The organism is Noviherbaspirillum humi, assembly GCF_900188095.1.
Lineage (GTDB): Bacteria > Pseudomonadota > Gammaproteobacteria > Burkholderiales > Burkholderiaceae_D > Noviherbaspirillum > Noviherbaspirillum humi.
This window is the reverse complement of sequence record NZ_FZOT01000017.1, coordinates 1-19,249: the sequence shown is the minus strand read 5'-3', so window position 1 is coordinate 19,249 and position 19,249 is coordinate 1. Positions and strand designations below refer to the sequence as shown.

General features: G+C 62.3%; 22 protein-coding genes and 1 tRNA gene. 14 read left to right on the top strand and 9 right to left on the bottom strand.

Annotated elements, in window-relative coordinates:
- Nucleotides 1–28 precede the first annotated feature (28 nt).
- The 3 genes from CHB88_RS19525 to CHB88_RS19515 all read right to left on the bottom strand — a co-directional run bounded on the left by CHB88_RS19525 (nt 29) and on the right by CHB88_RS19515 (nt 3,015).
- Complete coding sequence (locus CHB88_RS19525) at nt 29–1,204, bottom strand: MFS transporter (protein ID WP_176442562.1); 1,176 nt, start codon at nt 1,202–1,204, stop codon at nt 29–31.
- Nucleotides 1,205–1,320: 116 nt separating this feature from the next.
- Nucleotides 1,321–2,430, bottom strand: a complete 1,110-nt coding sequence (aroC, locus tag CHB88_RS19520) for a chorismate synthase (protein WP_089401021.1) — start codon at nt 2,428–2,430, stop codon at nt 1,321–1,323.
- A gap of 138 nt (nt 2,431–2,568) precedes the next feature.
- On the bottom strand, nt 2,569–3,015 hold the full coding sequence (locus CHB88_RS19515) for a CBS domain-containing protein (RefSeq protein WP_089401020.1): 447 nt from the start codon (nt 3,013–3,015) through the stop codon (nt 2,569–2,571).
- 157 nt (nt 3,016–3,172) lie between these two features.
- Here CHB88_RS19515 and CHB88_RS19510 point away from each other — a divergent pair, with 157 nt between their 5' ends.
- From CHB88_RS19510 to CHB88_RS19500, 3 genes are all read left to right on the top strand, one after another.
- The gene (locus CHB88_RS19510; RefSeq protein WP_089401019.1) at nt 3,173–4,486 is read left to right on the top strand and encodes an O-acetylhomoserine aminocarboxypropyltransferase; all 1,314 of its coding nucleotides are present in this window, start codon (nt 3,173–3,175) and stop codon (nt 4,484–4,486) included.
- 2 nt (nt 4,487–4,488) lie between these two features.
- Nucleotides 4,489–5,292 (top strand): alpha/beta fold hydrolase, encoded by an 804-nt coding sequence (locus CHB88_RS19505; RefSeq protein ID WP_089401018.1) that lies wholly within the window; start codon nt 4,489–4,491, stop codon nt 5,290–5,292.
- A gap of 62 nt (nt 5,293–5,354) precedes the next feature.
- Nucleotides 5,355–5,672: an Mpo1-like protein gene (locus CHB88_RS19500; protein ID WP_089401017.1), complete on the top strand. Its 318-nt coding sequence runs from the start codon at nt 5,355–5,357 to the stop codon at nt 5,670–5,672.
- A 32-nt stretch (nt 5,673–5,704) separates the two neighbouring features.
- Here CHB88_RS19500 and CHB88_RS19495 read toward each other — a convergent pair whose 3' ends face one another.
- A complete protein-coding gene (locus tag CHB88_RS19495) occupies nt 5,705–7,000 on the bottom strand; it encodes a YihY family inner membrane protein (protein WP_143131381.1) in 1,296 nt (431 codons plus the stop codon).
- A gap of 48 nt (nt 7,001–7,048) precedes the next feature.
- On the opposite strand from CHB88_RS19495, the gene wrbA reads away from it, so the two are divergent.
- The 4 genes from wrbA to CHB88_RS19475 are packed head-to-tail and all read left to right on the top strand — an operon-like array spanning nt 7,049 to nt 9,883.
- A complete protein-coding gene (wrbA, locus tag CHB88_RS19490; RefSeq protein ID WP_089401016.1) occupies nt 7,049–7,657 on the top strand; it encodes an NAD(P)H:quinone oxidoreductase in 609 nt (202 codons plus the stop codon).
- Nucleotides 7,657–8,052, top strand: a complete 396-nt coding sequence (locus CHB88_RS19485) for a DUF2069 domain-containing protein (RefSeq protein ID WP_089401113.1) — start codon at nt 7,657–7,659, stop codon at nt 8,050–8,052. The genes wrbA and CHB88_RS19485 overlap by 1 nt, the downstream gene beginning before the upstream one ends.
- A complete protein-coding gene (locus CHB88_RS19480; RefSeq protein WP_089401015.1) occupies nt 8,049–9,455 on the top strand; it encodes an FAD-binding oxidoreductase in 1,407 nt (468 codons plus the stop codon). Before CHB88_RS19485 ends, CHB88_RS19480 begins: the two co-directional genes overlap by 4 nt.
- On the top strand, nt 9,452–9,883 hold the full coding sequence (locus CHB88_RS19475; protein ID WP_089401014.1) for a DUF4124 domain-containing protein: 432 nt from the start codon (nt 9,452–9,454) through the stop codon (nt 9,881–9,883). The genes CHB88_RS19480 and CHB88_RS19475 overlap by 4 nt, the downstream gene beginning before the upstream one ends.
- A gap of 39 nt (nt 9,884–9,922) precedes the next feature.
- Here the strand turns inward: CHB88_RS19475 and CHB88_RS19470 are convergent, their stop codons facing one another.
- Complete coding sequence (locus tag CHB88_RS19470) at nt 9,923–11,065, bottom strand: ATP-grasp domain-containing protein (RefSeq protein ID WP_089401013.1); 1,143 nt, start codon at nt 11,063–11,065, stop codon at nt 9,923–9,925.
- A gap of 354 nt (nt 11,066–11,419) precedes the next feature.
- Between CHB88_RS19470 and CHB88_RS19465 the strand changes: the two genes are divergently transcribed.
- Nucleotides 11,420–12,592 (top strand): L-lactate dehydrogenase, encoded by a 1,173-nt coding sequence (locus CHB88_RS19465; protein ID WP_089401012.1) that lies wholly within the window; start codon nt 11,420–11,422, stop codon nt 12,590–12,592.
- A 61-nt stretch (nt 12,593–12,653) separates the two neighbouring features.
- On the opposite strand, the gene CHB88_RS19460 is transcribed toward CHB88_RS19465, so the two are convergent.
- Nucleotides 12,654–12,971, bottom strand: coding sequence for a hypothetical protein (locus CHB88_RS19460; protein WP_217900203.1), 318 nt, complete (start codon nt 12,969–12,971; stop codon nt 12,654–12,656).
- 151 nt (nt 12,972–13,122) lie between these two features.
- Here CHB88_RS19460 and CHB88_RS19455 point away from each other — a divergent pair, with 151 nt between their 5' ends.
- Complete coding sequence (locus CHB88_RS19455) at nt 13,123–13,503, top strand: aminoacyl-tRNA synthetase (RefSeq protein ID WP_089401112.1); 381 nt, start codon at nt 13,123–13,125, stop codon at nt 13,501–13,503.
- Nucleotides 13,500–15,515, top strand: a complete 2,016-nt coding sequence (locus CHB88_RS19450; protein WP_089401010.1) for a spermidine synthase — start codon at nt 13,500–13,502, stop codon at nt 15,513–15,515. The genes CHB88_RS19455 and CHB88_RS19450 overlap by 4 nt, the downstream gene beginning before the upstream one ends.
- Before the next feature lie 34 nt (nt 15,516–15,549).
- Here the strand turns inward: CHB88_RS19450 and CHB88_RS19445 are convergent, their stop codons facing one another.
- From CHB88_RS19445 to CHB88_RS19435, 3 genes are all read right to left on the bottom strand, one after another.
- Complete coding sequence (locus CHB88_RS19445; protein ID WP_143131380.1) at nt 15,550–15,738, bottom strand: hypothetical protein; 189 nt, start codon at nt 15,736–15,738, stop codon at nt 15,550–15,552.
- Between the two features lie 205 nt (nt 15,739–15,943).
- Nucleotides 15,944–16,020 (bottom strand) — tRNA-Arg (locus CHB88_RS19440).
- 108 nt (nt 16,021–16,128) lie between these two features.
- Nucleotides 16,129–17,370, bottom strand: coding sequence for a sensor domain-containing phosphodiesterase (locus CHB88_RS19435; protein ID WP_089401111.1), 1,242 nt, complete (start codon nt 17,368–17,370; stop codon nt 16,129–16,131).
- 375 nt (nt 17,371–17,745) lie between these two features.
- On the opposite strand from CHB88_RS19435, the gene CHB88_RS19430 reads away from it, so the two are divergent.
- From CHB88_RS19430 to CHB88_RS19420, 4 genes are all read left to right on the top strand, one after another.
- Complete coding sequence (locus CHB88_RS19430) at nt 17,746–18,075, top strand: type II toxin-antitoxin system HicB family antitoxin (RefSeq protein ID WP_089401008.1); 330 nt, start codon at nt 17,746–17,748, stop codon at nt 18,073–18,075.
- Nucleotides 18,076–18,210 (top strand): hypothetical protein, encoded by a 135-nt coding sequence (locus CHB88_RS25915; RefSeq protein WP_281255033.1) that lies wholly within the window; start codon nt 18,076–18,078, stop codon nt 18,208–18,210.
- Nucleotides 18,211–18,387: 177 nt separating this feature from the next.
- Nucleotides 18,388–18,660: a hypothetical protein gene (locus tag CHB88_RS19425; protein ID WP_089401007.1), complete on the top strand. Its 273-nt coding sequence runs from the start codon at nt 18,388–18,390 to the stop codon at nt 18,658–18,660.
- A 184-nt stretch (nt 18,661–18,844) separates the two neighbouring features.
- The gene (locus CHB88_RS19420) at nt 18,845–19,093 is read left to right on the top strand and encodes a hypothetical protein (RefSeq protein WP_089401006.1); all 249 of its coding nucleotides are present in this window, start codon (nt 18,845–18,847) and stop codon (nt 19,091–19,093) included.
- Nucleotides 19,094–19,249: the final 156 nt, after the last annotated feature.

The following is a 19,249-nucleotide window of genomic DNA, read 5'->3' as shown; positions in this document are numbered from 1 at the left end:
GAAATGCGTACCTTGTTAACCTCGTCATTTACTCTCCTTTAACGTGTCCTCGGGCTTGCCAACGATACGACAATGCGGCTGCCACCGCCGCCAGCAGCGAAAACAAGGCAGCCGCGAGATAGACCGTGCGGGAACCCAGTGAGTCCCAGCAGTAACCCAGAATTAAACCACCAAGCGTGCCGCCGAGGCCATAGGAAATGCTAGTGAACAGTGCCTGGCCGCGCGCCTGCAGCGGCCCCGAGAACCAGCGCTGCAGCGTTGCCACCGATGCCGAATGATGGGTGGCGAAAGTCGCCGCATGCAAGACCTGAGCGATGAGCAGCAGGACGACCGAATCGGCGCCGTAGCCGATCAGCAGAAAGCGGATCACGCCCAGCCACAGGCTGGCCAGCATCAGCTTGCGGATGCCGAAATGGCGAAACAGCGGCGCCTGGTAGTAGAAGAACACGATTTCGACGATCACGCCGAGCGACCACATCAGCCCGATCAGCGTATTGCTGTACCCGAGCTGCGCCAGGTACAGCGAATAAAACACGTACAGCGAGGCATGGGCGGCGATCATGAGAAAGGTGGACGCGAAGAAAGCTGCCACCTCCGGCCGCCGCAGCAGGCTGGCCACTGCCGGCGGCATGCCATGTTCCGCCGCGGCAGGCGCCTCGCGCATGCTCAGCGACGCCGCCAGCACCAGGGCCAGCAGGCTCAAGGCAATCCATGGCATGGCATCGATCCCCCACCAGTCGAGCAACTTGCCCGCCACCGACACGCTGGCGATGAAGCCGACCGAGCCCCACAGGCGGATGCGGCCATAGTGGCTCAGATCGCCCCGCATTTCGGACAGCATCAGCGCCTCGGACAGCGGCCCCTGCGCGCTGGTGAAGGTATTCACCGCCACCATCACCAGGAAGAACCAGGTGAAGCTGCTGCCGAAGAACATGCCGCCGAAGCAGCTTACCGCCGCCAGCGCCGTCAGCCGCAGCACGCCCACCCGTTTGCCGGTATGGTCGGCGATCCAGCCCCACAGGTTGGGACCGAAAATGCGCATCACCTGCATCAGCGACATCAGCAGGCCGATCTGGGCCGCATTCATGCCCTTGTCGGCAAAATACAGGCTGGCATAGGGGGAGAACACGCCCACGTAACCGTAATAGGCGAAGAAGAACAGGGCAAAGCTGGCGAATTGTCGGGACCTGATGGGCTGATGCACGGTCGTTCCAGGAAGATTCCGATTGCGCAGGCCGGCCCGGAGCCCGCCCCTTCTGACGCGATGATTGGAAAAATGGATTCAGCGGCGCCGGGCGCCGCTGGGAATGAAGGAATTGATCAGCCGGCCCGTCCGACAGCCGCGGCAATGCGCGGCGTGGCAACGCTGACGTCGCCGCATTGCGCGCGATGGCGCAGGGCATGGTCCATCAGGACCAGCGCCAGCATGGCTTCGGCGATCGGCGTGGCGCGGATGCCGACGCAGGGATCGTGGCGGCCGAAGGTTTCGACGCTGATCGGCTTGCCATCCTTGTCGATCGAGCGGCGCGGCGTGCGGATGCTGGAGGTGGGCTTGATGGCGATAGACACGGTGATGTCCTGGCCGGTCGAGATCCCGCCGAGGATGCCGCCGGCATTGTTGGTGACGAAGCCTTCCGGCGTCAGTTCGTCGCCGTGTTCGCTGCCTTTCTGCGCGATGGAGCGGAAGCCGGCGCCGATCTCCACGCCCTTGACCGCGTTGATGCCCATCATGGCGTGGGCGATGTCGGCATCCAGCTTGTCGTAGAGCGGTTCGCCCAGGCCGACCGGCACGTTCTCGGCCACCACGTCGATGCGGGCGCCGCAGGAATCGCCGCTCTTGCGCAGCGCATCCATGTACTCCTCGAGCTGCGGGATCATGCCGGCATTGGCGGCGAAGAAAGGATTGTTCGGCACATGTTCCCAGGATTCGAACGGGATCGGCAACTCGCCGAGCTGGCTCATGCATCCCTTGAAGCGGGTGCCGTACTGCAGCTGCAGCCACTTGCGGGCGATCGCCGCCGCGCCGACGACCGGCGCGGTCAGCCGCGCGGAGGAACGGCCGCCGCCGCGGGGATCGCGAATCCCGTATTTCTGCCAATAGGTGTAGTCGGCGTGACCGGGGCGGAAGGTATCGAGGATGTTGCCGTAGTCCTTGCTACGCTGATCCTCATTGCGGATCAGCAGCGCGATCGGCGTGCCGGTGGTCCTGCCTTCAAAAACGCCGGACAGGATTTCAACCCGATCAGCTTCCTGGCGCTGGGTGACGTGGCGCGAGGTGCCTGGCTTGCGCCTGTCGAGCTCGGGCTGGATGTCGGCTTCCGACAGTTCCATGCCCGGCGGGCAGCCATCCACCACGCAGCCGATGGCCGGCCCATGGGATTCGCCGAAGGTAGTGACTGTGAAGAGCGTGCCTATGGTATTGCCGGACATGGTAGGAATGGAGGAGATGCAGGAAAGCCAGCATTCTACCGTATTGAGCCGGATTAACGGCCGCCGCCAGGACGGCCATCGATCCGGAAAAGCGCGCCCGAGAGCGTGAAAACATGCAGGAAGGCGGAATAAGAAAGATTATTCGTCGGTTTCGGCCGGCCAGTCGCGGATGTAGGCCTTGAGCATCTTGTTCTCGAAGCTCTGCGCCTCCAGCACTGCCTTGGCGACGTCGTAGAACGATATGACACCTAGCAAGGTCTTGGCGTCCATCACCGGAACGTAGCGCGCATGGCGCTCCAGCATCAGGCGCCGCACTTCGTTCACCTCGGTGTCGGGCGTGATCGAGATCGGATGATCGTCCATGTGCTTGCGCACGGTCTCGGTGCCGATGCTGCCCTTGTTCTGGTACAGCGTCTTCATTACTTCGCGGAAGGTGAGCATGCCGACCAGTTCGCCGAACTCCATCACCACCAGGGAACCGATATCCCGCTCGGCCATGGTGTCGACAGCGTCGCGCATCGGCGTATCCGGGCTGACTGTGTAGAGGATGTCTCCCTTGACCTTGAGGATCTCGGATACTTTCATGCTTTGCCCTTTAGGTTATCGTTTTTACACGAGCAATGTAGCCTAACGCGCCGCAAAAATCCAGCAGGGAGCGACCGCGGCATGAGCCTGGACAGAGCGCATTCGGTGTTAGGATGGCAGGCATAAGAATGCTTACCCCAGAACAGGAGACACGCCAATGAGCGGCGAACCGCATTATCCCGGTTTCGATACCCTGGCCCTGCATGCCGGCGCGGCGCCCGATCCGGCGACCGGCGCCCGCGCCACCCCGATCTACCTCACCACGTCCTTCGTCTTCAAGGATTCCGACCATGCGGCGGCCCTGTTCAACATGGAGCGCGCCGGCCATGTGTATTCGCGCATCTCGAATCCGACGAATGCGGTGCTGGAGGAACGCATCGCGGCGCTGGAAGGCGGCGTGGCCGGCCTGGCGGTGGCCAGCGGACAGGCGGCGATGCACCTCGGGCTGAGCACCATCGCCGGCGCCGGTTCCCATATCGTCGCGTCGCGCGCGCTGTATGGCGGCTCGCAGAACTTGCTTGCCTACACGCTCAAGCGTTTCGGCATCGAGACCACCTTCGTGAACCCGCGCGACATCGACGCCTGGCGCGCCGCCATCCGCCCCAATACCAAAGTCCTGTTCGGCGAGACCCTCGGCAATCCGGGCCTGGATGTGCTGGACATCCCGCGCCTGTCGCAGTTGGCGCATGAGCATCACCTGCCGCTGATGGTGGACGGCACCTTCACCACGCCCTACCTGCTCAAGCCCTTCGATCACGGCGCCGACCTCGTCTTCCACTCCGCCACCAAATTCCTCTGCGGCCATGGCACCGCCATCGGCGGCCTGCTGGTCGACGGCGGCACCTTCGACTGGCAGCTGGCCTACGAAAAGACCGGCCGCTTCGCCGAATTGTGCGAACCGTACGACGGTTTCCATGGCATGGTCTTCACCGAGGAATCCAGCGTCGCCGCCTTTTCGCTGCGGGCGCGGCGCGAGGGTCTGCGCGACTTCGGCGCGGTGATGAGTCCGCACAATGCCTTCGCCATCCTGCAGGGCATCGAAACGTTGAGCCTGCGCATGGAGCGCCACGTTGCCAATACCCGCCGCGTGGTGGCGTTTCTCGCTGCCCATCCGGCGGTGGAGTCCGTTTCGTATCCGGAGCTGGAAAACCATCCCGACCATGCGCTGGCGCGGCAGCTGCTGCCCAGAGGCTGCGGCGCGGTGTTCTCCTTCAGCATCAAAGGCGACCGGGCGGCGGGCCGGCGCTTCGTTGAAGCGCTGCGCATCTTTTCCCATCTGGCCAACGTGGGCGACGCCAAGTCGCTGGTGATCCATCCCGCCTCCACCACGCATTTTCGGGTGCCGGCGGCGCAACTGGAAGCCGCCGGCATACGGGAAGGCACGATGCGCCTGTCGGTGGGGCTTGAGGATGCTGACGACCTGATCGAAGACCTGTCGCGCGGCTTGCGAGCCGCCCAGAAAGGAGCCTGACCATGCTGCTCCAGGTTTACGGGAAACCTGCTTACTGCTACACCGGCGGCAAGCCGTTCGATCCGGCATTGCCCTGTGTTGTCTTCATTCATGGCGCCCAGCATGACCACTCGGTCTGGGCCCTGCAGTCGCGCTATTTCGCCCATCATGGCCATGCGGTGCTGGCGCCCGACCTGCCTGGTCACGGCCGCAGCGGCGGACCGGCGCTGACCAGCGTCGACGCCATGGCGCAGTGGATCCTCGCGCTGCTGGATGCGGCCGGCGTGGAAAAGGCCCTGCTCGCTGGCCACAGCATGGGCTCGCTCATCGCCCTGCAGGCGGCCGCCGACGCCCCGCAGCGGGTGTGCAAACTGGCCTTGCTGGCAACCGCCTTCCCGATGCGGGTGTCGCCGGCGCTGCTGGAAACCTCACGAGAAAAGCCGCAGCAGGCGATCGATATGGTGAACATCTGGTCGCATTCCGGCATCGCCCAGAAGCCTTCGTTTCCGGGACCAGGCTTTTCGGTTCAGGGCGGCAACCGCCGCCTGATGCAGCGCATTGCGCAAACTAATCCGGAACCGGTGTTCCATACCGACTTCAGCGCCTGCAACGCCTACGCCGGCGGCGAGGAAGCGGCGCGAGCCGTAACCTGTCCGACCCTGTTCCTGCTGGGGCAAAGCGATCAGATGACGCCGCCCAAGGCCGCCGCCCGGCTGACCACCGCGCTGCCGCAGGCGAAAGTAACGCAGCTGCCTTGCGGCCATGCATTGATGACGGATCAGCCGGACGCGGTGCTCGACCATCTGTTCGACTTCGCGACGGCATGAATGGGTTGCAATCGCCGGATTTGGGACTACGCTGAACACATCGATTCCTTGGGGAGAACACCATGTCCACCGTGCTTAAACGGGATTTCGCTTCCTTCGACGACTTCTACCCGGTTTATCTGAGCGAACATTCAAACCGCACCTGCCGGGAGCTGCATTTCGCCGGATCGACGCTTGCGCTGATCTGCATCGGCGTGGCGCTGGTCACGGGCAACTTCTGGTGGCTGCTCGGGGCGCTGACTGCAGGCTACGGTTTTGCCTGGATCGGCCATTTTTTCTTTGAGAAAAATCAGCCGATGACCTTCAAGCACCCGCTTTATTCATTGATGGGCGATTGGGTGATGTACTGGCAGATGCTGACCGGACAGGCTTCCTTCTGAATCACCGCAGCTGAGACGAACAGGCAGCGTCGTCACTGTGCCCGGCGGCTGGCGAAATAACCCTCCAGGGTTTGCGTCAGCCCTTGCTCGATCGCCCTTTCCACTTTCTCCGCCAATTGCCGATCGCCTTCGGGATGAAAGGCGAACAGGCGATAGACTTCCGACAGCATCAGCCGGCGCGGGCTGACGAGCAGCGTCCAGCGCTCGCCGCCCTGGTCCAGGCGCCGGCTCCACTTGATGCGGCGCGACAGCTCCGCCTGGATCTTCGCCACCCACCCGGCGCGATACATCGCATCCAGCAAGGCATCGCATTCATCGAAGCCGAGTCGCGTGCGTCGGCGCAGCGTGGCGGCATCGACCGCCGCGCCCTCGTTCTCGCGCGCATCCACCAGCACTTCCAGCACCGCCATCGCATCGATGAAAGCGTCGCCCGGCGCCGGCACATGCCACCAGCGCTCGTACTTCACCACCGGCAGCACCGCCGTCAGCACCGCTCCCATCAGGATGATTAGCCAGGAGACGAAGATCCACACCAGGAAGATGGGCATCGCCGCCAGGGCGCCGTAGATCACGGTATAGGTCGGGAACTTGGATATGAACACCACGAAGATGTGCTTGGCGATCTCGAAGGCCGTTGACGCAAACAGGCCGCCGGCGATTGCATCGCGCCACGCCACCGCGCGATTCGGAATCGTGGCGTAGAGCAGCGCGAAAGCCAGCATGGTCAGGGCGATGGACACCCCATAGGACAACAGCGAGCGCAAAAAAGGTGTCTCGCCCACCATCCCATGGGTGGCCGCCACCAGCGAAGTGGTCAGGGTGATGGAGAAGCCGATCAGCAGCGGCCCCATCGTGACCACCGTCCAATAGGCGATCATGCGCTGGGCGAACGGTCGCGACGACTTGACGCGCCAGATATGGTTGAAAGCGCGGTCGATGGTGAGCATCATCGCCATCGCGCTCAACACCAGGGCCACCGCGCCGACCGCCGACAGGCGCGTGGCCTTGCTGGCGAATTGGTTCAGGTAGTCGAGGATGGTGTTCGAGATCGAGGTCGGCATCAGGCTGCGCAGGAAATAGGCCTCGAGCGACGTGCGGAAGGTATTGAAGAGCGGGAAGGTCGTGAACACGGCCAGTGCGATGGTCAGCATCGGCACCAGCGCCAGCACCGTGGTGAAGGTCAGGCTGCCGGCCACCTGCGGCAGGCGTTCCTCACGCAGCCGCTGGCGCGCGAACCAGATCAGGCCGTGCGCCCGGCGCTCCGGCACAGGCTTGCGGCCCGGCGGTTCGAGGCTGGCGATGGTCGAGGCGGAAGGCTGCTGCGGCATGGGTCCTGTTTGAAAGGAAAGCAATTAAAGCATCCTATAATAGCAAGCATGAATTCTTCCAACCTCACTCTTCTCGTCCTTTACTACTCGAGGCATGGTGCGACGCGGAAATTGGCCGAGCTGATCGCGCAAGGCATCGAGAGCGTGCCCGGATGCGATGCGCGTTTGCGCACCGTGCCGGCGGTGTCGACCGTCAGCGAAGCCACCGAGCCCGACGTGCCGGCCAGCGGCGCACCCTACGTCGAACTCGCCGATCTCCACCAATGCGCCGGCCTCGCGCTCGGTTCCCCGACCCGCTTCGGCAACATGGCGGCCGCGTTGAAGTACTTCCTCGATGGCACCAGCGCCGAATGGCTTGCCGGCACCCTCGCCGGCAAGCCCGCCTGCGTCTTCACCTCCACCGGCAGCATGCACGGCGGCCAGGAGTCGACGCTGCTGTCGATGATGCTGCCTTTGCTGCACCATGGCATGCTGCTGCTCGGACTGCCCTACACCCAGCCGGCGCTGATGGCCACCAGCACGGGCGGCAGCCCCTATGGCGCCAGTCACTGGGCCGGCAGCGGCGGCAATCAGCCGCTGTCCGAAGACTCCAAAACGCTCGCCGTGGCGCTCGGCCGCCGCCTTGCCGAGACCGCGCGCCGCCTGGGAGCCGGATGATGCAGGAAAACCGTACGCAACGAATCTGCTACGCGCTCACGACTGCCTGCATCGTGCTGCTCATAGTGCTTTGCGTGGCATGGGAACTGGCCCTGGCCCCCTTGCGGCCGGGCGGGTCCTGGCTGGTGCTCAAGGTGGTGCCGCTATTGATCCCGCTGCGCGGGATACTCAAGCGGAACATCTACACCATGCAATGGTCTTCCATGCTCATCCTGCTGTATTTCGCGGAGGGCGTGGTGCGCGCCAGCAGCGACAAAGGCAATTCTGCCTTGCTCGGCTGGGTCGAGACCGGCCTGACGCTGGTTTTCTTCATCAGCATCATCTGTTACCTGAGACCTTACAAGAAAGCTGCGAAGGAACTGGCGCAGCAAGTCATCCGGAGAGCATCCAAATGAACGACTTCCTCGAGCAGTGCCGGCAAGCGGTCGGCGCGCCGCACGTGATTACCGAGCCGGCCGACATGGCAGGCTATCTCACCGACTGGCGCCGCCGCTTCACCGGCCGGGCACAAGCCGTCATTCGCCCTTCCACCACCGAGGAAGTCGCAGCCATCGTCAGGCTGTGCAATGAATTCCGCGTGCCGGTAGTGCCCCAGGGCGGCAATACCGGCCTGGTGCTGGGCAGCGTGCCGGATGAAAGCGGACAGGCGATCGTGCTCTCGCTCAACCGCATGAACCGCATCCGTGCCGTCGACACCATCAACAACACCATGACGGTGGAAGCGGGCGCCATCCTGCAGCAGGTCCAGGTGGCGGCGGCCGACGCCGGCAGGCTGTTCCCGCTCTCGCTGGCGGCCGAAGGCAGCTGCACCATCGGCGGCAATCTTGCAACCAATGCCGGCGGCACGGCGGTACTCCGTTACGGGAACACGCGCGAGCTGTGCCTCGGCCTGGAAGTGGTGACGGCGCAGGGTGAAATCTGGAATGGTTTGCGCGGCCTTCGCAAGGACAATACCGGCTACGACCTGCGCGATCTCTACATCGGCGCCGAGGGCACGCTCGGCGTCATCACCGCCGCCGTGATGAAGCTGTTCCCGCAACCCAAGGTCCGACTCACCGCCTTCGCCGCCATGCAGTCGGCCGATGACGCGCTGCAGCTGTTATCGCTGGCGCAGGGCAAATGCGGCGCCACGCTGACCGGGTTCGAACTGATGTCGGACTTTTGCCTGGCGCTGGTGGCCAAGCATTTTCCGCAGCTGAAGTCGCCCTTCCCCGACCGCTATCCGCAATATGTGCTGCTCGAGCTGTCCGACAGCGAGTCTGAAGAGCATGCCAATGCCATGCTGGAAGCGGTGATCACCGCCGCGCTGGAGCAGGAAGTGATTCAGGATGCGGTGGTGGCTTCGTCTATCGCCCAGTCCAAGGGCCTGTGGAACCTGCGAGAGCACATCCCGCTGGCGCAGGCCGAGGAAGGCAAGAACATCAAGCACGACATCTCGGTGCCGATCTCGCGCATCGGCGACTACATCCGCATGACCGATCAGCGGCTTCAGGAAAGCTTCCCGGGCTGCCGCATGGTGACCTTTGGCCATCTCGGCGACGGCAATCTGCACTACAACGTCTCGGCGCCGGAAAATGCCGCCGATGAAGACTTCATCAAGCGCCAGCCGGAGGTCAACAAGGTGGTGCATGACAGCGTGCATGAATTCACCGGCTCGATTTCGGCAGAACACGGGCTCGGCGCGCTCAAGCGCGATGAGATTTGCCGCTACAAGTCGGACATCGAGATGGGACTGATGCGGGCATTGAAGCAAGCACTCGATCCGAAAAACATCATGAATCCCGGGAAGGTGATATGAGCTTGCGCGCCCTGCTGTGCATGATGTTGTGCGCCGGCGGCCTGCATGCTGCGCCGGCCTTCGCCGTCTACAAGTGCGAGAGCAACGGCACGACCACCTACGGCGATGCGCCCTGCCCCGGCGGACAGCGCATGGATCTCGCCAACCCGCCAGCCGATCCTGAAGCGGCGCGACGGCTCGCGCGGGAGAAGCAGGAACTCGCGCGCATCCAGGCCGAGCGGACGAAGCAGGAGCGGCAGGATGAAAAAGCCCGAATTCACGCCGCCCGTGCCCAGCAAGTGGAACAGAAGCGCTGCACCTCGCTGGCGCAAAAGCTGCGCTGGGCGCAGGAGGATGCCGCCAGCGCGCCGATGAAATCGACGGAGAAGGCCAAGCGCAGGGCGAGGCGGATCGCGGAAAGCTACCAGACCATGTGCGTCAGGTCCTGAGGCCCGGACGCTTTTCCGCCAGCCTTTATTCAACGCCTCTCAAAGTGCCGCCTTGCGCGGACGCAGACGACGCACGCCCGAGAAGGCGCGCTTGTTGGCGTAGCGCCAGGCGATCTCCGGCAGCAAGGACAGGAAGGTCTTGACGCTATAGGGGTCGAGCATCATTGCGCGCATCAGCCGACCGCGTACCCCGGGCGCCAGCAGCAGCGGCCATGATGCCGGCCTGATCAGCGGATGGCGGGTATAGGCGGTTCCCTGTGTCAGGCCCGCCACCCGAGCTTTTTCGTTCGCCAGCCTTTCCGCCTGCAGCGTCGCCTGCACGAAGTCCAGGCCGCACCATGCCGCTTCCGTCAGCGAGGCCCAGAAACGCGGATTGCATTCGATGAGATAGAGCGCGCCGGTCTTGCGGTCGATGCGGGCGTCGATATGCATCAGGCCGTGGTAATTGCTCAATCTCGGCACCAACGCGGCAAGCGTTTCGAGCTGCGCGTGCGGCACGAAATTGATTTCCACGCCATCGTTCTTCTGGATCGCGAACGCCCGCACCTCGCCTTGCACCGCCAGCAGGCTGAGGTCGATGTCGACACCATCGATGTAGCGCTGGGCGATCAGGCGGCCGAATCGGTATTCGGGATTGCGGCAGATGGCTTCCTCGAAATGCTGACGGCTGCGTACCACCTGCACGCCGATCGAACCGGCCTGGTTGGCCGGCTTGAGCATGAAGGGCAGGCCTAGGCGGGAGACGATGACATCAAAGTCGAGCGCGGCTTTTTCGCCGACGAAGAAGGTGTCCGGCGTCGGCAGCTCGTGCTGACGGCAGAACTCATAAAAACGCCATTTGTCGTCGAACATCTCCAGCGTCGCTGCTTGCGGAATCGGCGTCGTTCTAACCTTGAGTCGATGCTTTACCCGGTCGGTCAAGCGTATGCCGTCGCAGTCGCAGGGAATCAGGACCAGATCCGGATTCTCTGCCGCCATGGCGTTGACGCAGTCGAGAAACCGCTGGTCATCCGAACCATCGAAACGTATCTCGACATGTCGGCGACACATCGTCGACCATCGAAAGCTGCGCGTCTCCTCGTCGCCGAACACGACGCACCCCGCCCTGCGCGAACTGTAGATTGTCTGCAGCACCGCTATCACCACGAAGCGGCTCTTTCCGACCAATACGAAATCAGCCATGTCGACTCCCTGAGTGTGTCTATTGTTTTTTACAGCGCCTCAACTGGTGCGCTGGCAAAACAACTGTACTCAGAGCGCTTCATAACTAATTGTTACACCGCAAGTAAATTCCTATGACGGAGTTTATTGGGCCGATATTCACTCAATACATGCCATAGCGCAAATATGGAAACAAAAGGATGCGCTGTCGCTTCTCCAGCCTTGCAATACTGTTCCGCCTCGCCTTAATAATGCCCTTGCAGAAAGCTGACATGGTTGACTGAACGCAGGCATCGTCATTTCGCGCCTTGCCCTCGCTGCCCAGGGTTTTTATGCTTTTTCTCACTCTCAACATCTTCCAGGGCCCCCTCCGCCATGACTCCCGCCTCGATCGAAGACTACCGTACCCTTGCCAGGCAGCGGCTGCCGCGCGCCCTGTTCGACTATATCGACGGCGGAAGTTACGACGAAATCACGCTCGCCGCCAATCGGGCCGATCTGCGCACACTGCGCCTGCGCCAACGCGTGATGTGGAACGTCGAGCATCTGGACACGTCCACCGAACTCCTGGGCCAGCGGCTCGCCTTGCCGCTGGCCCTGGCGCCGGTCGGCTTCGCCGGCATGATGGCGCGCAGGGGCGAAGTGCAAGCGGCGCGGGCAGCCGTTGCCGCCGGCATCCCGTTTTCGCTGTCGACGCTGTCGGTCTGCTCCATTGAAGAAGTAAGCAAGGCCATCAACGCCCCATTCTGGTTCCAGCTCTACATGATGCGCGACCGCGGAATCGTGCGCGAACTGCTGCAACGCGCCCAGTCGGCCCGGTGCAGCGCCCTCTTCATCACCGTCGACCTGGCGGCGTATGGCATGCGTTACCGCGAAGTGCGCCACAGCGTCGGCAGCAGTTTCCGCCTCGGCCGCTTGGCAGCGAAGGCGCTGAACGCGCTGGCGCACCTGCACTGGACCCGGGACGTCGCTCTGGGCGGGCGCCCGCTGGTGTTCGGCAATCTGGCCGGGTCGATTCCGAATGCACGCACCATGAGCGAATTGTCGGCCTGGGTGAACCGCCAGCTCGATCCTTCGGTGACGTGGAAGGACCTGGTCTGGGTGCGCGAGAACTGGCGCGGCCCGCTCATCATCAAGGGCATCATGGACCCGGACGATGCCCGCGCGGCGCACGACATCGGCGCCGATGCGGTGGTGGTTTCCAACCATGGCGGACGCCAGCTGGATTGCGCGCCCTCCACGATTTCCGCCCTGCCTGCCATCGCCGATGCGGTGGGTGATCGCCTGCAGGTGCTGATGGATGGCGGCGTGCGCAGCGGCCAGGACGTGGCCAAGGCGCTGGCGCTGGGCGCCCGGGCAGTGCTGTTCGGCCGGCCGTGGGCGTGGGCGCTGGCCGCCGGCGGGGAAAAGGCGGTGGGAGCGATGCTGGCGACGGTCAAGCGGGAACTCGAAAGCACCATGGCCTTGCAGGGTTTGACCGGCATTGCGCAGATCGACCGACGCGCCCTGCAATCCGCATGGTCGCCGGAACAGGCACGGGCCGCTTGATCGGGCGCCGCTGAAAAATTGCACTGCGGCGAAGGCCGGTCGGTGATGCGCGGCGGGCGGATTACTTGAGCGACTTCAGCGCTTCCTCTTCGAAGCGCCGCTCTTCTTCTTCGGACAGGGCGTGCGTCAGGTAGACCGAGTCCCGGTCGCCATACAGCTGCAAACCGCAATGCGGACAAATGATCTTGGCGCGCTCACGCTGGGCGGAGAACCGGGCACCGAACTGATTGATCTGATAGGGACGGCCGCACTGCGACGAAGGGCAGCGGATAACCGACAAACCGTTCAGCTTGACGATGAGGGGATTCACCTGAAGAAAAATATTCCTGGCAAGAAATGAATGCAGGCAGTGTACATGAAACCCCGGCCGGTTTTGCAATCACGGCGGCTTGGGCCGCTTCCGGATTGGAGTCGTGTTGCGCCAATAGTTCATTGCGATTTCTTATTCCAGCCCAAGGGATGACGGCGCCGGTTTGCTAAGCTGGATCAGCTATCTGCCTCTTATCTGCCTATTGACGGGAATGCCTTCCATGCGAATGAGCGACGACCAGTATTTCCGCAGCTGTGTGGCACAGGAACGTCATCTCGCCCAGCTGCTCGGCCACCACAATATCGAAGAGTGCTATGAGAGTGCCGGCACGCTCTGGGAAAACAGCAAGGCGTTGCCGAAGTGGACCCGGGACTGGCAGGCCTGCGGGCCGCTGCTGTCGCGCTACCACCTCGACATCCGCTTCCTTCAGGAGCCGGCCGGCGGCCAGTCGGACATGGTGGCGATCGGCCCCGTCACGGTTCATCTGTCGGACCATCCGAACGCGGACGCGGCGCTGCGCTTCGGCATCGTCAAGGCGGCCATCCACTGCATCGAGCACGCGCGTCATCGGCACCACGGCGACCACCCCAGCATGTCATGACCCGGCTGCTGTTTGCCGCCACCATTTTCTGCAGCGCCTTCCTCCTGTTTCTGATCCAGCCGATCGTATCCAAGCATATCCTGCCCTGGTTCGGCGGATCGGCGTCGGTCTGGGCGACCTGCATGGTGTTCTTCCAGGTGACCCTGCTGGCCGGTTACGCCTACGCCGACTGGATCACCCGGCACCTGCCGCCGCGCCTTCAGGCGGGCTTGCATCTGTCGCTGCTGGCGGTCAGCGCCTTGACCTTTTCCGTGCTGGCCGGTCCCGATTGGAAGCCCCACGGCAGCGAAGATCCTGCCTGGCGCATTCTGTTGCTGCTATCGGCCTCCATCGGCCTACCCTATTTCCTGCTCTCGACCACCGGGCCGCTGATCCAGGCCTGGGCCAGCCGGCTGCAGATCAGCGCCGCCGTGTATCGCTTCTACTCCCTTTCCAACCTGGCTTCGCTCGCTGCGCTGGTGTCCTACCCCTTTCTGATCGAACCGCACGCCGCCGTATCAACCCAAGCCAGTGTCTGGTCGGGCGGCTATGTGCTGTTCACCCTGTTATGCACGGGCTGCACTCTCAGCCTGGTGCGACGGGCCGCGGCCGGCAGCGTTGAAACCGAAGCCGGCAAGCACGCGGCAGATGAGCCCGCGCCCGGCTGGCGCCGGCAGTTGCTGTGGCTGGCGCTCTCCGCCGCGGGCTCGTGGCTGCTGCTCGCGGTCACCAACCATATTACCCAGAACATTGCCGCCATCCCTTTCCTTTGGTTGCTGCCGCTGACGCTCTACCTGCTGAGCTTCGTGCTGTGCTTCGAGAGCGATCGCTGGTATGCACGCAGGCGCTTCATGCTGCCCACGGCCCTGGTACTGGGCGCATGTGCCTGGGGCTTGCAGAATCATGCGGTGGCCTTCAATGCGAAACTGGCCGTGCCCTTGTATGCCGGCGGCCTGTTCCTCGCCTGCATGTGCCTGCATGGCGAACTGGCGCAGATGCGGCCTGCACCGCGCCATCTGACCCGTTTCTATCTGATGCTGTCGCTCGGCGGCGCCATCGGCGGCATCGGTGTCGGCCTTCTGGCTCCGCGCCTGCTGGCTTCCTACTACGAACTCGGGCTGGGACTGGCGGCGGCGGCGCTGCTGGCACTGCTGCTGCCGCGGCGCACCCTGTTGCTGGCCGGCGGCGCAGCCGCACTGGCGCTTTTTTGCGGCTTCTTCCTGACCAAACAAATCAGCCAGGGCCTGCGCGAGGCGCGGCGAATGGAACGCAGTTTTTATGGCGCCTTGCGCACCCAGGATGTGCTGGCCGCCGATGGCCGCAGCGTGGTGCGCCAGTTCCTGCACGGCTCGATCAAGCATGGCGAGCAATACCTGGCGGCGGAGCGCCGCCGTGAACCAACCACTTACTATGGTCCCGATTCCGGCATCGGTCTCGCTCTCGATCTGCGGCAGGGGCCGCGTCGGCTAGGGCTGATCGGACTGGGCACGGGCACTTTGGCAGCGTACGGCAGGAAAGGCGATGTATTCAGGTTCTATGAACTGGATCCGCACGTGCTCCATCTGGCGCAGACGGAATTCAGTTTCATGCGCGACAGCGCAGCCCGGATCGAAACGGTGATGGGAGACGCGCGGCTTTCGATGGAAAAGGAAGCGCCCCAAGGCTTCGACATCCTGGCGGTGGATGCCTTTTCCGGCGACGCCATCCCGGTGCACCTGTTGACCAGGGAAGCGATCGCCCTTTATCTCAGGCACGTGAAGCCGGACGGCATCATCGCTTTCCACGTCACCAATCGCTTCCTGGCGCTGGCCCCGGTGGTGGAACGCTTGGCGGAAGAAGCCGGCCTCGCGAGCGTGCTGATCTCGGACGATGCGGAGGGCACCGGCTTCGCCGTGACCGACTGGGTACTGGTGAGCCGCGATGCGCAAGCGCTGAACGACGCTTTCGACGAGGCGTCTTCGCCGATCGAGTCCATCCCCGGATTGGGCGTATGGCGCGACGACTACAACAACCTGTTCCAGGTGCTCAAGTAAGCCGCCAACTTTTGCCAGCGCGTTGGAAAGCTGCTCAGAAGCCTAGACCAAAGCCGACGCCGCCTCCTCCGCCCCAGCTGCCGATGCCTATTCCAACCCCAACCGGACCCAGGCCGGAAAGGCCGGGCGAGATCGGCGTCCCGTTGGCGTCGGTCATTGCCCGAGTCTGGTTCAGCCCAGGATGATCGACGGTGGAAGCGCAGCCGCCGAGGGTGATAGCCATGATGAGCGCAGCCATGCTGCGCATGGAAGTTCGGTTTCGCATGATGCGATTTAGACCATAGCGGGTGGGCCGGGTTCGCCTACGCCGTCAGAGGAGCGGCACATGGCGTAAGTCTCCAGACCATTTCATCTTGCAGCTGAAGCAGGTTGAGGGAGCGGGACAAGAACATGCAGAGGCGGCGGCGGGAGAAGCGCCGCAGGGAGACTGGCCTGTCCGGAGGGAATCGAACCCCCGACCCACAGCTTAGAAGGCTGTTGCTCTATCCAACTGAGCTACGGACAGTCAATGAAGAAAATGGATTGCGGCGCCAGCGGCGACCGGACGAGGGATATTACCTTGTATCACATGATGTTTCAACGGCAAGAACGGACAGGCATCTTGCGCATGTCGTCAATGCAAGTGCGTCATCAAGCTTTCCATCAAGGGCAAGGGTTTGCCCAGCAAAAAGCCTTGGGCCATGTCGACGCCCAGATCCTGGAGGACGCCAAGTTCAGCAGGCGTCTTCACGCCTTCGGCGATCACCTTGCTTCCCGTCTCCTTGGCGAAGCGGATCAGTGCCGACGCCAGCGCGCGACGCGGCGCATCGGTATCGATGTTTCGCGTCAGGCTGATGTCGAGCTTGATCAGGTCAGGAGACAGTTTGAGGATGTGGCGGAAGCTGGCATAGCCTGCCCCGGCATCATCCACTGCCACGCGCAACCCGCGTTCCCGCAGCTTGCGCGTGACCTCGCCGATTTCCTGGTAGCGGTCGATGGAAACGTGTTCGGTAATTTCCAGCACGATGCGCTCCAGGGGCGTCCCGGACAAAAGATGATGCAATCGGTCCTCGAGAATCAGTTCGGGGGAAGCATTGATTGACACATACACATTTTCGGGCAGCCTGTCGAAACCGAGCAGCGCGGCGCGGATGGCCTTCTCCTCCAGCGGCACGCCCAATCCGATCTGCGACGCCTCGTTGAACCACAGATCCGGCGTCCGGGCCGGCACCGCGGCGAATCGCGACAAGGCTTCAAAGCCGGCTATTCGATGCTGCCGCAGATCCACGATGGGCTGATAGACGATGGACAGCTCGTCGCTTTTCAACATCGACCGGATGCGGTCCTCGCTCTCGCGTTGCTGCCGGCGCGCGCCGAGGTCGCGCTCGATCTGTCTGGCGGCGATGTCTGCGAACACCCGCATCATGCCGAGATCGCGCTTGTTGAGCGTGGTATCGGGCTCATGGCTGAAGCAGCAGAAGGTGCCATAGACGCTGCCATCCGCAAGCCGGATCGGAACCCCCATGTAGGAACCGATGCCAAGCATCCCGGTGATCGGCAGGCTGGCTGCTTCCGGCACCGCCGACACATTGGGAATCAGTTCCGGCAAACGCCCATCAACAATGCGCTGGCAATAGGTTTCTTCCTGCGGGTCGCTGTTGCCGGCCCGGATCGGGCAAGCATCGTCCTTCGCATCAACTTCGCGGAAGATGCGCTTGCCGTCACTGAGTTCGGCAATGAAGGCAATATCCATTCCGAGATGCTCGCGGATGGAATGCATTACTTCGGGCAAGGTTCTATCGGTAGATTCCGCCCAGCCATACCCGGCAGGCAGCAAGGATGCGAACCCGGTGCCGTTGAAAGTGTTGTCGCTCATCATAAAAGTCGTTCCCCGATGCACGCCATGGCGGTTGCAAGCCTCGTGGCCGGGCTTCGCCGATTGGCATGGCGTAACTGGACAAACGCCTGCCTGTCGCACGGTTCATCCATCAAGAGATAACTTTACAGGCTTTGACCGTGGCAGACTATTTCCATGCGCATCGCATGCATGAATACTTGCGATGAGTCAGCCCGGCAGCAATGCCATTTGCGCGGACGCGGAAGGCTGTCATTAGAAAAAATCCGCAGGCGTGGGTCGCACTTCGTGATTCATTCGCTAATCTGAGGATGAGAACCGAATTCTCAAGCCTCATGCGACAGCTTGAAAGAGCAATGTCGTCATTCACCCACTATTCCGACAAGGACGGGAAAAATGGTCCATGTTCCGGTATTCATCAAGCGCACGCCAATCGGTGACTTTACGGCGGTGGCACCCGACATTCCCGGCTCCTTCGCCCGCGGCGCCACGCCAGAAGAAGCGCTGCAAGACATGAGGACGTGGTTATTCGGGCGCTGGGAAACCCTGCAATCGTTCGGGCAGGATGTATGCCTGTACCTATCCCCCGTAGAGGGGTTGATACAGGATCCGAAGTTCACCGAAGGCATGTGGGAATCCCTGGACATCGATACGGACCAAGGCACGGGCGCCGGGCCGATCAATCTGGTGCAGGAGGACAGGCGGCGGAGGCCGCGGGCGCATTGAATGGAACGCGGCGAGATGCGGAGACTGAACCTATCCGCTGAAGAAACAGAAAAAGAAAAGCCGCTCGAGGCGGCTTTTCCGGTGTTGCTTGAATTCCTGGTCGGGGCGAGACGATTCGAACGTCCGACCACCTGATCCCAAATTAGCCACGCTTCAGCCGGGAAACCGCATAAAATCTGGCTTCCCGCAGTTTTCCTCTAATTCAACACGTTTCTAACAGCCTAGGATTTATGCGGGTTTGCGGGCTATCCCTCTATATATATTAGAGAGGTTGGGCTGCCAATTTCGCCAATATTTCTGGATTGCCAACTTATGCACGCCCTCCCCGTCATCGAACAAGCCTGCCTCGAAGCCATCGAGGAAGACACGCCGGAAGGCCATTCCGCTTTCCGCGCCGTTGTGGATCCGGAATCGATACTGGAACTGGTGAAGGTCGCTCAGGCCGCATGGACTGACGAAGAGAAGAAGGCGCTCGGCGAGCTGCTACGGGATCTGACGGACTTCGCCAGGCGGTCGCCTATATCTGCCGAGCGTGATGAGTTGGTGCAGCGGTCGAAGATGCTGCGCGGCTTGATGGAGATCTAACTGGCCGCTTGTGCGGGGAGTAAGGTCAGAGGTGCAACAAGTGACCAAAGCGATCTGCCCGGCCTCGAAAGACGCCGGGTTTTTTTGCGCTCTTTGAACCGATTGGGTTCCTCGAACGCAGAAAAAATGGCTCGTAAAACATTTTTGGTTTAGCATTGATTGATGCAAATCAACACTGATAGCCATGAAAGACATAGCGACTCAAGCTGGTTCGCATACGGAAGAGCTTTTGATCCATTTCGATAAGCTCTCGCAAGCGGAACAGAACGCAATGATTTGCTTCGCCGAGCTGCTCGCGAAGCTGCCAGCGGATCGGGAACGCACGAAGGAAACTATGGACGTTCTATGGGGAAAAGCTCGCCGCTATGGGCAAGCCGAAGCGGCCGGTTTTGGCAATTTCGAGGGCAATTTACCTCTAAGTTTTCTTAGATAAGTGGTATTACCGCCTTCTCCCGCTCGTCAATGAAATCGCTCCAATCAACTCCCGAGCGAGTTTTTCAGACGCCAGCAGCATGTCAAGAGCATCCTCTGATTCCAAGTCTGTAGAGGCTATCCCTATCGGCACTCCGCCTTCATCGGGATGGCCGTC

Bases quoted from the DNA above. Each gene is read 5' to 3' on its own strand.
- aroC (WP_089401021.1), bottom strand. From the start codon at position 2,430: ATGTCCGGCAATACCATAGGCACGCTCTTCACAGTCACTACCTTCGGC.
- CHB88_RS19515 (WP_089401020.1), bottom strand. From the start codon at position 3,015: ATGAAAGTATCCGAGATCCTCAAGGTCAAGGGAGACATCCTCTACACA.
- CHB88_RS19510 (WP_089401019.1), top strand. From the start codon at position 3,173: ATGAGCGGCGAACCGCATTATCCCGGTTTCGATACCCTGGCCCTGCAT.
- CHB88_RS19505 (WP_089401018.1), top strand. From the start codon at position 4,489: ATGCTGCTCCAGGTTTACGGGAAACCTGCTTACTGCTACACCGGCGGC.
- CHB88_RS19500 (WP_089401017.1), top strand. From the start codon at position 5,355: ATGTCCACCGTGCTTAAACGGGATTTCGCTTCCTTCGACGACTTCTAC.
- CHB88_RS19495 (WP_143131381.1), bottom strand. From the start codon at position 7,000: ATGCCGCAGCAGCCTTCCGCCTCGACCATCGCCAGCCTCGAACCGCCG.
- wrbA (WP_089401016.1), top strand. From the start codon at position 7,049: ATGAATTCTTCCAACCTCACTCTTCTCGTCCTTTACTACTCGAGGCAT.
- CHB88_RS19485 (WP_089401113.1), top strand. From the start codon at position 7,657: ATGCAGGAAAACCGTACGCAACGAATCTGCTACGCGCTCACGACTGCC.
- CHB88_RS19480 (WP_089401015.1), top strand. From the start codon at position 8,049: ATGAACGACTTCCTCGAGCAGTGCCGGCAAGCGGTCGGCGCGCCGCAC.
- CHB88_RS19475 (WP_089401014.1), top strand. From the start codon at position 9,452: ATGAGCTTGCGCGCCCTGCTGTGCATGATGTTGTGCGCCGGCGGCCTG.
- CHB88_RS19470 (WP_089401013.1), bottom strand. From the start codon at position 11,065: ATGGCTGATTTCGTATTGGTCGGAAAGAGCCGCTTCGTGGTGATAGCG.
- CHB88_RS19465 (WP_089401012.1), top strand. From the start codon at position 11,420: ATGACTCCCGCCTCGATCGAAGACTACCGTACCCTTGCCAGGCAGCGG.
- CHB88_RS19455 (WP_089401112.1), top strand. From the start codon at position 13,123: ATGCGAATGAGCGACGACCAGTATTTCCGCAGCTGTGTGGCACAGGAA.
- CHB88_RS19450 (WP_089401010.1), top strand. From the start codon at position 13,500: ATGACCCGGCTGCTGTTTGCCGCCACCATTTTCTGCAGCGCCTTCCTC.
- CHB88_RS19445 (WP_143131380.1), bottom strand. From the start codon at position 15,738: ATGGCTATCACCCTCGGCGGCTGCGCTTCCACCGTCGATCATCCTGGG.
- CHB88_RS19435 (WP_089401111.1), bottom strand. From the start codon at position 17,370: ATGAGCGACAACACTTTCAACGGCACCGGGTTCGCATCCTTGCTGCCT.
- CHB88_RS19430 (WP_089401008.1), top strand. From the start codon at position 17,746: ATGGTCCATGTTCCGGTATTCATCAAGCGCACGCCAATCGGTGACTTT.
- CHB88_RS25915 (WP_281255033.1), top strand. From the start codon at position 18,076: ATGGAACGCGGCGAGATGCGGAGACTGAACCTATCCGCTGAAGAAACA.
- CHB88_RS19425 (WP_089401007.1), top strand. From the start codon at position 18,388: ATGCACGCCCTCCCCGTCATCGAACAAGCCTGCCTCGAAGCCATCGAG.
- CHB88_RS19420 (WP_089401006.1), top strand. From the start codon at position 18,845: ATGAAAGACATAGCGACTCAAGCTGGTTCGCATACGGAAGAGCTTTTG.